Genomic DNA, 14,056 nt, shown 5'->3' with positions numbered 1-14,056 from the left:
ATGACCTTCGTAGCGGATGATGCCGCGCTGGCAACGGGGGACGGCGGCTTTCCCGCGATCGTATCGGTTACGACCCGCAACTGGGAAAGGCAGAAGCCGAGTCGGCGGCCGGAAGATGATGACAGGGTGTGATCATCTTCCGGCCGTAACCGACTCAAAAGCGACAATCAACCCTGGAATCGGTACTCCTCGAGCAGCCGACGACCAATGATCATTTTCTGGATCTCGGCGGTACCCTCACCGATCAGCAGCATCGGGGCCTCACGGTAGAGGCGCTCGATCTCGTACTCCTTGGAGAAGCCGTAGCCGCCGTGGATGCGGAAGGCGTCCTCGACGACTTCCTTGCAGTACTCGGAGGCGAGGTACTTCGCCATCCCTGCCTCCAGGTCGTTTCGTTCCCCGGAGTCCTTTTTGCGAGCTGCGTTGACCATCATCGCATGAGCGGCCTCGACCTTGGTAGCCATCTCGGCCAGCTTGAACTGGATCGCCTGGTGCTGGGCGATCTGCTTGCCGAAGGTGTGGCGCTGCTGAGCGTAGGAGACGCCCAGCTCAAAGGCACGCTGCGCGACGCCGCAGCCACGCGCCGCCACATTCACGCGCCCGACCTCGACGCCGTCCATCATTTGGTAAAACCCTCGGCCGGTGGTCCCACCGAGCACCCGATTGGCCGGAATGCGCAGTCCGTCCATGATGAGCTCGGTCGTGTCGACGCCCTTGTAACCCATCTTGTCGATCTTCCCGGGGATGGTGAGGCCGGGGCGGACCTCTCCGAAGCCGGGCTCCTTCTCGACCAGGAAGGTCGTCATCGACTTGTGCGGGGCCGTGCCTTCGGGGTGTCCTTCGTCACTCCGGCACAGGACGGCGACCAGAGTGGACGTGCCACCGTTCGTCAGCCACATCTTCTGGCCGTTGAGGACGTACTCGTCGCCGTCCTTGACGCCCTTGGACGTGATGGCCGACACGTCGGAGCCGAGGCCGGGCTCGGACATCGAGAACGCGCCCCGCACCTCGCCCAGCGCCATGCGCGGCAGGAAGGTGTCCTTCTGCTCCTGAGTGCCGTGCTGCTTGAGCATGTACGCCACGATGAAGTGCGTGTTGATGATGCCGGAGACGGACATCCAGCCACGGGCGATCTCTTCCACGCACAGCGCGTACGTGAGAAGGGACTCGCCCAGGCCGCCGTACTCCTCCGGGATCATCAGGCCGAACAGGCCGAGCTCCTTCAGGCCCTCGACGATCTGCGTCGGGTACTCGTCCTTGTGCTCCAGCCCGGTCGCGACAGGGATGATCTCCTTGTCGACGAAGTCCCGCACGGTGGCGAGGATCTCCTGCTGAACATCGGTCAGACCGTGGGTCTGGGCGAGTCGCGCCATGACTACTTCTCCTGTGACTTCAGCTCGGGCCGGCCGGGCTGCTCGCCGCCGCGCTCCTTGATGTACGTCTCCGTCGGGACCATCACCTTGCGCCGGAAGACGCAGACGAGGGTGCCGTCCTGCTTGTAGCCCTTGGTCTCCACATAGACGATCCCGCGGTCGTTCTTCGACCTGGAGGGCGTCTTGTCGAGGACGGTGGTCTCGCCGTAGATCGTGTCGCCGTGGAAGGTCGGCGCCACGTGCCGCAGCGACTCGATCTCCAGGTTGGCGATGGCCTTGCCGGAGACGTCCGGCACGGACATGCCGAGCAGCAGCGAGTAGATGTAGTTGCCCACCACGACGTTCTTGCCGAAGTCCGTCGTGTTCTCCGCATAGTTGACGTCCATGTGGAGGGGGTGGTGGTTCATCGTCAGGAGGCAGAAGAGGTGGTCGTCGTACTCGGTGACCGTCTTCCCGGGCCAGTGCTTGTAGACGGCCCCGACCTCGAACTCCTCGTAGGTGCGTCCGAACTGCATGTCGCTCAGGCCTCCGGGATCTCGAACTTGCTGGTGCGCTGCATGCCGGCCGCGCGCCCCTTGCCGGAGACGACGAGGGCCATCTTGCGGCTGGCCTCGTCGATCATCTCGTCGCCGAGCATCGCCGAGCCCTTCTTGCCGCCCGCTTCCGACGTGTAGTAGTCGTACGCGTCGAGGATCAGCTCCGCGTGGTCGTAGTCCTCCTGCGACGGGGAGAAGATCTCGTTGGACGCCTCGACCTGACCCGGGTGGAGCACCCACTTGCCGTCGAAGCCGAGCGCGGCGGCGCGCTGCGCGACGGCGCGGTAGCCGTCGATGTTGCGAATCTGCAGGTAGGGGCCGTCGATCGCCTGGAGGTTGTTGGCGCGGGCCGCCATCAGGATCTTCATCAGGATGTAGTGGTACGCGTCGGCGTCGTAACCGGGGGGCTGCTCGCCGACGACCAGGGACTTCATGTTGATGGAGGCCATGAAGTCGGCCGGGCCGAAGATGATCGTCTCCACGCGCGGCGACGCCTGGGCGATCGCGTTCACGTTGTTGAGGCCCTGGGCGTTCTCGATCTGCGCCTCGATGCCGATCTTGCCGACCTCGAAGCCCATCGTCTTCTCGATCTGGGTGAGCAGCAGGTCCAGCGCCACGACCTGCTGGGCGTCCTGCACCTTCGGCAGCATGATGCAGTCGAGGTTCTGGCCGGCGCCCTCGACGACCGTGACGACGTCACGGTAGGTCCAGTGCGTGGTCCAGTCGTTGACCCGCACGACCCGCGTCTTGCCGGTCCAGTCGCCCTCGTTGAGGAACTTCACGATGGTGTGGCGCGCGTCCGGCTTGGCGAGCGGCGCGCAGGCGTCCTCCAGGTCCAGGAAGACCTGGTCGGCGGGCAGACCCTGGGCCTTCTCCAGGAACCGCGGGTTCGAGCCGGGCACCGCCAGGCAGGAACGGCGCGGACGAAGACGGTTGACCGGGTGCACAGGGGTGCTCATGCGGGGACCTCCAGAGGGTCGAGCTTGTTCGCTTTACGGATCTCGTCGACGATACGGCCGATGATCTCCGTGATACCGAAGTCCTTCGGGGTGAAGACGGCGGCCACGCCCGCCTCCTTCAGGGCGGCGCCGTCGGCGTTCGGGATGATCCCGCCGACGATCACCGGAATGTCCGCCGCGCCCGCCTCGCGCAACCGTGCGAGCACGTCCGGCACCAGCTCGGCGTGCGAGCCGGACAGGATGGAGAGGCCGACGCAGTGCACGTCCTCCGCGAGGGCGGCGGAGACGATCTGCTCGGGCGTGAGCCGTATGCCCTGGTAGACCACCTCGAACCCGGCGTCGCGGGCCCGTACGGCGATCTGCTCGGCGCCGTTGGAGTGCCCGTCCAGGCCCGGCTTGCCGACCAGCAGCCGCAGCCGGCCGGAGCCCAGCTCTTCCGCGGTACGCGCCACCTTCTCGCGAACGACGGCGAGCGGGGTGCCCGCCTCCGCGGTGACGGCCACCGGGGCGCTGCTGACGCCCGTCGGCGCACGGAACTCGCCGAAGACGTCACGCAGCGCCCAGGCCCACTCGCCGGTGGTGACGCCCGCACGCGCACACTCGACGGTGGCCGCCATCAGGTTCTCGGTGCCCGCCGCGGCCTTCTTCAGCGCCGCGAGGGCCTCTGCAGCACGGGACTCGTCGCGGTCCGCGCGCCACTCGTGCAGCTTCGCCACGACCCGGGCCTCGTTCGCCGGGTCGACCGTCATGATCGCCGTGTCGAGGTCCGCTGTGAGCGGGTTCTCCTCGGTGGTCTCGTAGATGTTGACGCCGACGATCTTCTCGTCGCCCGCCTCGATCCGTGCCCGCCGCTCGGCGTGCGAGGAGACCAGCTGCGACTTGAGGTAGCCGGACTCGACGGCCGCCATCGCGCCGCCCATCTCCTGGATCCGGTCGATCTCCGCCAGGCACTCCGCGACGAGCGACTCGACCTTGGCCTCGATGACGTGCGACCCGTCGAAGATGTCCTCGTACTCCAGCAGGTCCGACTCGTGCGCCAGCACCTGCTGGATGCGCAGCGACCACTGCTGGTCCCAGGGCCGGGGCAGACCCAGCGCCTCGTTCCACGCGGGCAGCTGCACGGCGCGCGCCCGGGCGTCCTTGGAGAGCGTCACGGCCAGCATCTCGAGCACGATGCGCTGGACGTTGTTCTCCGGCTGCGCCTCGGTCAGTCCGAGGGAGTTGACCTGGACGCCGTAGCGGAAGCGGCGCTGCTTCTCGTTCTCGATGCCGTAGCGCTCGCGGGTTACCTTGTCCCAGATGCGCCCGAACGCGCGCATCTTGCACATCTCCTCGACGAAGCGGACGCCCGCGTTCACGAAGAACGAGATACGGGCGACCACGTCACCGAACTTCTCGGCCGGCACCTGGCCCGAGTCGCGCACCGCGTCGAGCACGGCGATCGCGGTGGACATCGCGTACGCGATCTCCTGCACCGGAGTGGCCCCGGCCTCCTGCAGGTGGTAGCTGCAGATGTTGATCGGGTTCCACTTGGGGATGTTGGCCACCGTGTAGGTGATCATGTCGGTGGTCAGGCGCAGCGAAGGACCGGGCGGGAAGACGTGCGTCCCGCGCGACAGGTACTCCTTGACGATGTCGTTCTGGGTCGTGCCCTGGAGCCTGGTGATGTCCGCACCCTGCTCCTCGGCGACCACCTGGTACAGCGCCAGCAGCCACATGGCCGTGGCGTTGATGGTCATCGAGGTGTTCATCTGCTCCAGGGGGATGTCCTGGAACAGCCGGCGCATGTCGCCCAGATGGGAGACCGGCACGCCGACCCGGCCGACCTCGCCGCGGGCGAGGATGTGGTCGGGGTCGTAACCGGTCTGGGTCGGCAGGTCGAAGGCCACCGACAGACCCGTCTGGCCCTTGGCGAGGTTGCGCCGGTACAGCTCGTTGGACGCCTCTGCGGTCGAGTGACCGGCATACGTCCGCATGAGCCAGGGCCGGTCCTTCTTGCGCTCTGTCATCTGGGAACCCGGCCCCTCAGACGTTCCGGAAGCGGTTGATGGCGTCGAGGTGCTTCTCGCGCATCTCCGGGTCCTTGACGCCCAGACCCTCCTGCGGGGCGAGGGCGAGGACGCCGACCTTGCCCTGGTGGAGGTTGCGGTGCACGTCGTACGCGGCCTGGCCGGTGTCCTCGAGGGAGTAGACCTTCGAGAGCGTCGGGTGGATCTTGCCCTTGGCGATGAGGCGGTTGGCCTCCCACGCCTCGCGGTAGTTGGCGAAGTGCGAGCCGATGATCCGCTTCAGCGACATCCACAGGTAGCGGTTGTCGTACTCGTGCATGTAGCCCGAGGTGGAGGCGCAGGTGGTGATGGTGCCGCCCTTGCGGGTGACGTAGACGCTCGCGCCGAAGGTCTCGCGGCCGGGGTGCTCGAAGACGATGTCGATGTCCTCGCCGCCGGTGAGTTCGCGGATGCGCTTGCCGAAGCGCTTCCACTCCTTCGGGTCCTGGGTGTGCTCGTCCTTCCAGAACTTGTAGCCCTCGGCGTTGCGGTCGATGATCGCCTCGGCGCCCATCTTCCGGCAGATGTCCGCCTTCTGGTCGCTGGAGACGACACAGATCGGGTTGGCGCCGCCGGCCAGCGCGAACTGGGTGGCGTAGGAGCCGAGTCCGCCGCTGGCGCCCCAGATGAGGACGTTGTCGCCCTGCTTCATGCCGGCGCCGTTACGGGAGACGAGCTGGCGGTACGCGGTGGAGTTGACCAGGCCCGGGGAAGCGGCCTCTTCCCAGCTGAGGTGCTTGGGCTTCGGCATCAGCTGGTTGGACTTGACGAGCGCGATCTCCGCCAGGCCGCCGAAGTTGGTCTCGAAGCCCCAGATGCGCTGCTCGGGGTCGAGCATCGTGTCGTTGTGCCCGTCGGAGGACTCCAGCTCGACGGAGAGGCAGTGCGCGACGACCTCGTCCCCGGGGTTCCAGGCGTTCACGCCGGGGCCGGTGCGCAGGACGACGCCCGCGAGGTCGGACCCGATGACGTGGTACGGCAGGTCGTGGCGCTTGGTGAGCTCGGACAGGCGTCCGTAGCGCTCCAGGAACCCGAAGGTCGACAGCGGCTCGAAGATCGAGGTCCACACGGAGTTGTAGTTGACCGAGGAGGCCATGACCGCAACCAGGGCCTCGCCGGGGCCGAGCTCCGGCACCGGCACGTCCTCGACGTGGAGGGACTTGCGGGGGTCCTTCTCCCGCGTGGAGAGGCCCTCGAACATGTCGACCTCGTCCTTGTGCACGGTGACCGCGCGGTAGGACTCGGGGATGGTCAGAGCGGCGAAGTCGGCGGACGTGGACTCCGTCGACTGGATCGCGTCCAGGATTTCCTTCACGGTGTTGCCTCCGGCGAAGAGCGTCTGAGGGGGACGCTGAGGGGTACGTCGGGTGGTGCTGCTGCTGTGGAGGTGTGCCGTCGGTTCGGCGGGTGGTGCTCAGTGGCGGCGCTGGTGTGCGCTGAAGGTGCCTGTGACGCAGGCGTCCGGGCGCGCAGCGCGATGGTTGCGGGGACAGCCGGCGTACGAATGGTCTCTGCACGCCGGCCGCCCGGACAACATCAACGTATGGCACCCCGTGCCAGGTGACAAGACACTGCGTGCCAAGAATTTTTCTCAGATGCAATCCGCTGGACACATATGAGCGATGATCGATCGAATGGGGCCCTGAGCAGCGCGAACGGCCGCCCCGAGGGGGGCGGCCGTGACGTTGTGTGCGTATGTGAGCCGTGTGAGTAAGGGGGTTGTGAGGTGACTCTCGCGACGGGGGGTACCGCCGGACGGGTGAAATCTGAGGCTGGTCAGCCGCTCTTGAGGGCTTGCTCGATCGTCCGCATGACCTCGCTCAGCGGCGCGTCCGTACGGGCCACGGCCACCAGCACCTCGCCGTGCGTGCGGGCCGTGGCCGCGGGCTCCTCTGCCCCCGGCGTGGTCTCGCCCATGACCGTGCCGCTCTTGCGGCCGGCCCCTATGCCCGAACCGAACGTGTCGCGGACGATGGCGAAGGCGTGGTCGAGCTGGGCCTCCACGTCGCCCTGGCCGCCGGCCCGCAGCCAGCGGCGCAGCACGTGGTTGTGCGCGGTGACGACCGCCGAGGCGGCCACCTCCGCCAGCAGCGGGTCGTCATTGCCGTCGTGGTGGTCACGCTCGTCGAAATGACCCAGGAGATAGCGCGTGAACAGGCGCTCGTAACGGGCCACCGAGGCGATCTCGCGCTCCCGCAGCGTCGGCACCTCGCGGGTCAGGCGATAGCGCTCCACGGAGACCGCGGGAGAGGCCGCGTACATCCGCATGACCTCTTTGATGCCGCGGCAGACCGTGTCCAGCGGGTGCTCGTGGGGCGGCGCGGCGTTCAGCACCGCCTCGGCCCGCACCAGCGTGTCGTCGTGGTCCGGGAAGATCGCCTCTTCCTTGGAGCGGAAGTGCCGGAAGAAGGTCCGCCGTGCCACACCCGCCGTGGCGGCGATCTCGTCGACGGTCGTCGCCTCGTAGCCCTTGGTCGCGAACAACTCCATGGCCGCCGCCGCCAGTTCACGGCGCATCTTCAGACGTTGCGCGGCTGCGCGGGAGCCTGCGGCGCTCTCCGGAGCGTCGGCCTGGGCGCCGGTGCGGCCGGTGCGGCGGGAAGGATCAGCGGGCTGGGGCATGATCTGAACGTACTGCATTCGAGCAGCTGAATGCGCCCACGGGGCGGTGCCGGCGTCGGACGGGGCCGGAGCCGGGGACGGGCCGCCCGGACCGAGCAGCCCGCCCCATCCGGCGTCGGACTCAGCGCCGGGCATATTCGCGGAAGCCGCGTCCCGTCTTGCGGCCGAGGCAGCCCGCCGCCACCAGGTGCTCCAGCAGCGGCGCCGGGGCGAGACCCGGGTCGCGGAACTCGCTGTGCAGCACCTTCTCGATCGCCAGCGAGACATCGAGCCCGACCACGTCGAGCAGCTCGAACGGGCCCATCGGGTAGCCGCCGCCGAGCTTCATCGCGGCGTCGATGTCGTCGAGGGTGGCGTAGTGCTCCTCGACCATCTTGATCGCGTTGTTGAGGTACGGGAAGAGCAGCGCGTTCACGATGAAGCCGGCACGGTCACCGCAGTCCACCGGGTGCTTCTTGATCTTCGCGGTGACCTCGCGGACGGTGGCGTGCACCTCGTCGGAGGTGAGGACCGTACGGACCACCTCGACGAGCTTCATCGCCGGCGCCGGGTTGAAGAAGTGCATCCCGATGACGTCCTCGGGGCGCGAGGTGGCGCGGGCGCAGGCCACGACCGGCAGCGACGAGGTCGTGGTGGCGAGCACCGCGCCCGGCTTGCAGATCTTGTCCAGGGTGGCGAACAGCTGCTGCTTGATCTCCAGGTCCTCGGCCACCGCCTCCAGCGCCAGATCGACGTCGGAGAAGGCCTCCAGTGAACCGGCGGGCGCGATGCGGGCGAGGGTGGCCTCGCGGGCCTCCTCGGTCATCCGGCCCTTGGAGACCGAGCGGGCCAGCGACTTGCCGATCCGGGCCTTGGCCACCTCCGCCTTCTCCAGGCTGCGGGCGGCGAGGACGACGTCGTAACCGGCCTTGGCGAAGACCTCGGCGATACCGCTCGCCATGGTGCCCGAGCCGGCCACGCCCACCGAGCGGACCTCGCGGCCGGCGGCCGCCTCCGCGGACGGCTTGGGGGTCAGCGCGTCGTCGACCACCTCGGCGGTGTCCGGCGCGGCGTACGTGTAGAAGCCGCGGCCGGCCTTGCGGCCGGTCAGGCCCGCCTCGCTGAGCTGCTTCAGGACGGGCGCCGGGGCATGCAGCCGGTCGTGCGACTCCGCGTACATGGCGTCCAGGACGGTACGGGCGGTGTCGATGCCGATCATGTCGAGCAGCGCGAGCGGCCCCATCGGCAGACCGCAGCCGAGCTTCATCGCGGCGTCGATGTCCTCACGGGAGGCGTACCGCGACTCGTACATCGCCGCTGCCTGGTTGAGGTAGCCGAACAGCAGGCCGTCGGCCACGAATCCGGGCCGGTCGCCGACCGCGACCGGCTCCTTGCCGAGCTCCTTGGCGAGCGCGGTGACGGCCTCCACGGCCGACGGCGCGGTGAGCACGCAGGAGACCACCTCGACGAGCTTCATCGCCGGCGCCGGGTTGAAGAAGTGCAGGCCGAGCACACGCTCAGGGTGCTGGGAATCGGCGGCGAGCCGGGTCACGGAGAGGGCGTTGGTGCCGGTGGCGATGATGGCCTGCGGCCGGACGATGCCGTCCAGCTCCCGCAGGACCTGGAGCTTGGTCTCGTACGACTCGGGCACCACCTCGATGACGAGGTCGGCCTCCGCCGCGGCCTGAAGGTCGGAGAAGGTGCGGAACCGGGCGAGGGTGTTGCGGCGCTCCTCCTCGGTGATCCGCTCGCGCTCCACGGCGCGGGCGGTGGATGCCTCGAGTGCGAGGACGGCGCGGCGGGCCGCGGCGTCGCTGACGTCGATGCCGATGACCTCACGGCCGGCGCGGGCGAGGACCTCGGCGATGCCGGTGCCCATGGTGCCGAGGCCGACGACGGCAATGGTGTGGAGAGGGGTGTCCATCACGGGACTCCAGGGATGAGTGACGACTGAATGAGGAGCGCGCGGGGCGGAACGGAAGAAACGCCGAGGAGCGCCGAATGCGCACAGGCCGGACACCGAAGGGTGTGCGGCGCGCGGAGAACGCGGTCGTGGTGCTGAACCGACGGGCCTGTCCCGGGCCACGTCGTACTGCGGGCTTCGAAAAGCCGAACCGACAACCTCTCGGCGGCTGCGTCACCAGGCCGCCGAAAGCGCGGGGGTTACCCGCTCACCTGAGGTTAACTCGCGGGTAACGAGCGCGCCAGCCCTGAAGTGATGTGATCTGGATCGCGCCTCCGCCCCCTCGATACCCTGCTCCCATGGACGAGGAGTTACGGTCGCTCGCAAGCCGGCTACGAAACGAGGCGCGCGGCGGGCCGGTGTACGAGCGCCTGCTGGCCACCGCCGACCATGACGAACTCGCCGCGGTCCTCACCGAACGTGAACGCCCCCTGTGGGCCCGCGAACTCGCCGCGTTCCGCCTCGGCTGCGCCGGTGACCGCCGCGCCTTCGAGTCCCTGGTCCTGCTCCTCAACCACCGCGACCCGGAGCGCTGCGTCTCCGCGGCCCACGCGCTGTTCCTGCTGGGCGACCCCAGAACCCCCCGCGCGGCGGCGGCACTTGCCACCAACGAACTCCGCGTCGCCTACGCCCTGTTGCCGGTCCGCCTGCTGACGAGGCTGCGCGCCCCCGAATCAGCGCCGGCCCTGATGACGGTCCTGCGTCGCAGACTGACCGCGGGGGACCCTCACTGGCGCGTGGCCCTGGCCTGTGTGGAGGGCCTCGGTGCGCTCGGCGACGAACGCGCGGCCGAGATCGTCCGCGCGGCCCTGCCCCACCCCCGCCTGACGGCCGCCGCGGCGGCGGCACTGGCCAGGCTGGAGGTGTGAGGAGCCAGGCCGGTCCGCAGACCGACTGTTCGGAGCCTGCTGGCATGATCGCCGTGTGATCAGCGAAGCCGTGCGTCCCGGCGCCATGAAGTACGTCCTGTTCGATGTCGACGGCACATTGATCGATGCCGTGGAGAATCAGCGCCGTGTCTGGCGGACCTGGGCAGAGCGGTACGGACTGGACGCCGATGAGGTCTACCGGGTGGCGTTGCGGACGCGGCCGTCGGAGACCTTCGCGCAGGTCGCTCCGGGCGAGGACCCTCGAGCATGCCTGGCCGCACTGCACGAGTTGGAGGACGAGGACGTCCGGTCCGGCACGTACGCGGCCTTCGACGGGGCCTTGGAACTGCTCGGTGCGCTGCGGCCAGGGAGCTGGGCCTTGGTGACCTCGAACTACGAGCACCGTGTACGCGGCCGCTTCGCCCGGACCGGCTTGCCGGTCCCGGAGGTCCTCGTGGACGCGGCCGCCGTGGACGAGGGCAAGCCGTCGCCCGTGCCGTATCTACGGGCCGCCGCGCGACTCGGCGCCGAACCGGCGGACTGTCTGGTCATCGAGGACGCCCCAACCGGCGTGCGGTCCGGACTGAGTGCCGGAATGACGGTGCGGGGGGTCAACGCCCCCGCGGCGGTGGACGGCGTGCACCGCCACTTCGGCACCCTGCGCGAAGCGGTCCGCGACATCCTCGCGTTCATGTCCGTCACCCGCAGTCAACGGCTGGAAGGATCAGCCGCAGTGGAATGAGGCGCTCCGGGACCGGGCCGGCATCGCCACGGTCCGCAGGCGTGTCCTTGCTTTTGACCACGTCCGATGCGACCGCGACCGGACTGGCGTGGCCCTCGCACGAGACTGCCCGCTGCCGCGCAGGGCAGAAACGGGGGGAGTGCGACGCCGGGCAGGCCGACCGTGGGTGCGGTCGTCGGAGCGATGGGGGAGACACCCCCGCTGCGCTTGCGGCGCCCCGCGTGTGCCGCCCTCGCGGCTCCCGCCTTCGTCACGCGCACGTCCGTGGAGAGGGCCCGGCCCTGCCCGTGGTCCGCGGCGGTGCGGGGTGCTCCGGGAAGTCGTCGGTGGGACCCGGGGCGGCAGGGGGTGCCCCGGGCCGGCGGAGGCGGGCGCCGCCGGGGCGCAGGCGGGCGCGGGCCGCGTCCGCCATGCGGCGCGGTTTCCAGGGTGTGCGGGGGCCGTCCACCGGGCGCGGCGGCGGTGCGGACGGCCGGGGCGGCACCGCGGGAAGGCGGACCACCGCGTCCAGACCGCCGTACGGGGCCTCCTCCAGCGTGGCCCGCCCGCCGCCGGCGACGGCGAGCCGCTGCACCAGGGCGAGGCCGAGGCCGCTGCCGCCGGCGGCAGCGCCGGGGGCGCGCCAGAACCGGTCGAAGGCGCGGGCGCGTTGCTCGGGCGGCAGGCCCGGGCCTTGGTCGACCACGTGCAACTCGGCCCAAGAGCAGCCCGTTTCGCGCGACGCGCGGCGGGAAGCGCGGACCGGGCGGGTCTCGAGACGGACCTCGTCGCCCGGCCCGGAGACCCGCAGGGCGTTGGAGAGCAGGTTGTCCAGGATCTGTTCCACCGCGCCCGGTACGGCGAGCGCATGGCCCACGCGCTCGCCGCCGAGGGTCAGGCGGCATCCGCGAGAGGCGAACAGCGGGCCCCAGGTGGCGGCCCGTTCACGGGCGCAGCGGTCGAGGTCCACCGGCTCGCGGGCGGTCGCGTGCTCCTCGAGCCGGGCCATGGCGAGCAGCGTCTCGACCATCCGGGCCAGCCGTTCGGTCTCCGTCATCGCGGCGGTCAGATTGGCGCGGGAGCCGGGAGCGATGCCGGGCTCCAGGTTGTCCAGTCTCAGCCGCAGTGCGGCGAGCGGTGTCTTGAGCTGGTGGGACGCCTCGCCCGCGAACGCCCGCTGCGACCGCATCACATGCTCGAGGCGCGCGGCGGTGTCGTTGAAGGTGCCGGCCAGCCGGCGGACCTCGGGCGGGCCCGTGGCCGTCGCCAGCGTCGCGCGGACGGAGAGGTCGCCGCGGGCCAGCCGGGCGGTGACGGCCTCCAGCTCCATGATGGGGCGGCCGGTCCAGCGCGCCACGGCGAGGCCCAGCCCGGCGAAGGCCGTCAGCACGAGCAGTCCCGCGACGGCGAGCGTCAGCCAGACGCGGTGCACGCGCTGGGAGACCACCTTCGTGGGCAGCGTCAGGTGCACGGCACCGGAGCGAGAGGCTCCGGCAGTCACCGGGGCGGCCGCGGCCAGCACCTCCACCCGGCCGTAGCCGCCGGTCCGCACGTCGGTGGCGGCCCGCCCGCCCATCGCGGCGCGCACGTGCCTGCGGTCCAGCATGTCCCGGGCCTCGCGGTCGCTCATCGGGCGGGATGCCGCGCGGACCCTGCCGTCGCGGTCGAGGACGAACACCTCTCCGTCGATCCGCTCGGCACAGTGGAGCACCCGCCGGGCGAGTGCCGCCGTCTGGTCGGAACGCAGGGAGAGCCGGGCGTACGCGGCGAGGGCCTCGGCCTCGTCCTCCGCGGCCCGCACCACCCGCTGTCGTTCCGCGCCGCCGTAGACGATGCCCAGCGGTACCTCGAGGCTGAGCAGTACCAGCACGACGAGGGTGAGGTAACTCAGCCGCAGGCGGCGGGTCACGGCGGCGGCACCCGGCCAGGGGCCGGCGGCACGCGGTCGAGGACCGGCCGGACCCGGTCGGCCACCGGCCCTCGGCCGCCGGCGCCGGCCGGGCCGGGATGGGAGACGCGGTCGGTCAGCCGGAAGCCCACACCCCGCACGGTCTCGATCCAGCGGGCGTCACCGAGCTTGCGCCGCAGGGTCGCCACATGCACGTCCAGCGTCCTGGTCGGGCCGTGGAAGTGCGGGTCCCACACCTGGTCGATGATCTGCCGGCGGGTGTAGACGGCTCCGGGGTCTTCCGCCAGCAGTGCCAGCAGGTCGAACTCCTTCGGCGTGAGCGCCACTTGTCCGGTGCCCAGCCGGACCTGGCGGGTACGCCGGTCGACGACGAGCCCTCCGGACCGGGCGGCCTCCGCGCCCCCGGAGGGCCGCCCGCCGCGGGCGCCGGCCGCCGGGTCCGTGCCCGGGGCCCCGGTGGAAGGCTCGGGCAGGGCGGTCACCGTCGCCGGGCGGGCCGGTCCCGGCGGACCCGTGAAGCCGTGGGCGGCAACGGCCGTGCGCCGGGTGACCGCACGGACCCGTGCGATCAGCTCACGAATGCTGAAAGGTTTCGCCAGGTAGTCGTCGGCCCCGATCTCCAGACCCACGATCCGGTCGGCCTCCCCGCCCCGCGCCGTGAGCATGATGATGGGCACGTCGGAGACCTGACGGATGCGCCGGCAGACGTCGATCCCGTCGATGTCGGGCAGGCCGAGATCCAGCAGCACGATGTCCCCGTAGGACGCGCCGAGCGCCTCTGCGCCGGTGGCGAACCGTTCCACCGCCAGCCCGTAGCGCGCCAGTCCTTCGGCCAGGGGCTCGGCGATGGTGTCGTCGTCCTCGATGAGCAACACCCGCATGGTCGTCTTCCCGTCCGTCCGTTCTCGGCGACACGTCGGAGCCCTGCCGGCGCGCGACCTGCGCGCGCCTCAAGTGCCTTGTACGCAGGGCGAGTTCGGCATCTGCACGGTACAACAGGAGGTTGCCGGGAAGATCGTGACTCATCCCACGCCCGACGACCCGCGTTCCGGGGCCTGTTCTTCGTACACACCCCGC

11 protein-coding genes are annotated in these 14,056 nt (G+C 70.2%); 2 read left to right on the top strand and 9 right to left on the bottom strand.

Annotated features, from left to right (window positions below; all coding sequences use genetic code 11):
* Nucleotides 1-167: 167 nt before the first annotated feature.
* From GLX30_RS06285 to GLX30_RS06255, 7 genes are all read right to left on the bottom strand, one after another.
* Nucleotides 168-1,373 (bottom strand): acyl-CoA dehydrogenase family protein, encoded by a 1,206-nt coding sequence (locus GLX30_RS06285; RefSeq protein ID WP_005309527.1) that lies wholly within the window; start codon nucleotides 1,371-1,373, stop codon nucleotides 168-170.
* Between the two features lie 2 nt (nucleotides 1,374-1,375).
* Complete coding sequence (locus tag GLX30_RS06280; protein WP_159684572.1) at nucleotides 1,376-1,888, bottom strand: MaoC family dehydratase; 513 nt, start codon at nucleotides 1,886-1,888, stop codon at nucleotides 1,376-1,378.
* A gap of 5 nt (nucleotides 1,889-1,893) precedes the next feature.
* Nucleotides 1,894-2,868, bottom strand: a complete 975-nt coding sequence (locus GLX30_RS06275; RefSeq protein ID WP_159684569.1) for a CoA ester lyase — start codon at nucleotides 2,866-2,868, stop codon at nucleotides 1,894-1,896.
* The gene (locus tag GLX30_RS06270; RefSeq protein WP_159684566.1) at nucleotides 2,865-4,877 is read right to left on the bottom strand and encodes a protein meaA; all 2,013 of its coding nucleotides are present in this window, start codon (nucleotides 4,875-4,877) and stop codon (nucleotides 2,865-2,867) included. Before GLX30_RS06270 ends, GLX30_RS06275 begins: the two co-directional genes overlap by 4 nt.
* Before the next feature lie 16 nt (nucleotides 4,878-4,893).
* Nucleotides 4,894-6,231 (bottom strand): crotonyl-CoA carboxylase/reductase, encoded by a 1,338-nt coding sequence (ccrA, locus tag GLX30_RS06265; RefSeq protein ID WP_159684563.1) that lies wholly within the window; start codon nucleotides 6,229-6,231, stop codon nucleotides 4,894-4,896.
* A gap of 461 nt (nucleotides 6,232-6,692) precedes the next feature.
* Complete coding sequence (locus GLX30_RS06260; RefSeq protein WP_208545375.1) at nucleotides 6,693-7,556, bottom strand: TetR family transcriptional regulator; 864 nt, start codon at nucleotides 7,554-7,556, stop codon at nucleotides 6,693-6,695.
* Between the two features lie 103 nt (nucleotides 7,557-7,659).
* The gene (locus tag GLX30_RS06255) at nucleotides 7,660-9,441 is read right to left on the bottom strand and encodes a 3-hydroxyacyl-CoA dehydrogenase (protein WP_159684557.1); all 1,782 of its coding nucleotides are present in this window, start codon (nucleotides 9,439-9,441) and stop codon (nucleotides 7,660-7,662) included.
* A gap of 338 nt (nucleotides 9,442-9,779) precedes the next feature.
* Between GLX30_RS06255 and GLX30_RS06250 the strand changes: the two genes are divergently transcribed.
* Both GLX30_RS06250 and GLX30_RS06245 read left to right on the top strand, forming a co-directional pair.
* Complete coding sequence (locus GLX30_RS06250; RefSeq protein WP_159684555.1) at nucleotides 9,780-10,349, top strand: adenylosuccinate lyase; 570 nt, start codon at nucleotides 9,780-9,782, stop codon at nucleotides 10,347-10,349.
* 55 nt (nucleotides 10,350-10,404) lie between these two features.
* The gene (locus GLX30_RS06245) at nucleotides 10,405-11,091 is read left to right on the top strand and encodes an HAD-IA family hydrolase (protein WP_208545374.1); all 687 of its coding nucleotides are present in this window, start codon (nucleotides 10,405-10,407) and stop codon (nucleotides 11,089-11,091) included.
* 250 nt (nucleotides 11,092-11,341) lie between these two features.
* Here the strand turns inward: GLX30_RS06245 and GLX30_RS06240 are convergent, their stop codons facing one another.
* Nucleotides 11,342-12,979, bottom strand: a complete 1,638-nt coding sequence (locus GLX30_RS06240; RefSeq protein ID WP_159684552.1) for a HAMP domain-containing sensor histidine kinase — start codon at nucleotides 12,977-12,979, stop codon at nucleotides 11,342-11,344.
* The gene (locus tag GLX30_RS06235; protein WP_159684550.1) at nucleotides 12,976-13,860 is read right to left on the bottom strand and encodes a response regulator transcription factor; all 885 of its coding nucleotides are present in this window, start codon (nucleotides 13,858-13,860) and stop codon (nucleotides 12,976-12,978) included. The genes GLX30_RS06240 and GLX30_RS06235 overlap by 4 nt, the downstream gene beginning before the upstream one ends.
* Nucleotides 13,861-14,056 lie beyond the last annotated feature (196 nt).

Origin of the sequence: Streptomyces sp. Tu 2975, from assembly GCF_009832925.1 — a bacterium.
GTDB lineage: Bacteria > Actinomycetota > Actinomycetes > Streptomycetales > Streptomycetaceae > Streptomyces.
The sequence above is the reverse complement of the archived record's forward strand: the minus strand, read 5'-3'. Positions and strand labels throughout refer to the sequence as shown.

Excerpts from the sequence above, each read along its gene's own strand:
- GLX30_RS06285 (WP_005309527.1), bottom strand. The coding sequence starts at position 1,373 with ATGGCGCGACTCGCCCAGACCCACGGTCTGACCGATGTTCAGCAGGAG.
- GLX30_RS06235 (WP_159684550.1), bottom strand. The coding sequence starts at position 13,860 with ATGCGGGTGTTGCTCATCGAGGACGACGACACCATCGCCGAGCCCCTG.
- GLX30_RS06275 (WP_159684569.1), bottom strand. The coding sequence starts at position 2,868 with ATGAGCACCCCTGTGCACCCGGTCAACCGTCTTCGTCCGCGCCGTTCC.
- GLX30_RS06270 (WP_159684566.1), bottom strand. The coding sequence starts at position 4,877 with ATGACAGAGCGCAAGAAGGACCGGCCCTGGCTCATGCGGACGTATGCC.
- GLX30_RS06280 (WP_159684572.1), bottom strand. The coding sequence starts at position 1,888 with ATGCAGTTCGGACGCACCTACGAGGAGTTCGAGGTCGGGGCCGTCTAC.
- GLX30_RS06250 (WP_159684555.1), top strand. The coding sequence starts at position 9,780 with ATGGACGAGGAGTTACGGTCGCTCGCAAGCCGGCTACGAAACGAGGCG.
- GLX30_RS06255 (WP_159684557.1), bottom strand. The coding sequence starts at position 9,441 with ATGGACACCCCTCTCCACACCATTGCCGTCGTCGGCCTCGGCACCATG.
- GLX30_RS06260 (WP_208545375.1), bottom strand. The coding sequence starts at position 7,556 with ATGCAGTACGTTCAGATCATGCCCCAGCCCGCTGATCCTTCCCGCCGC.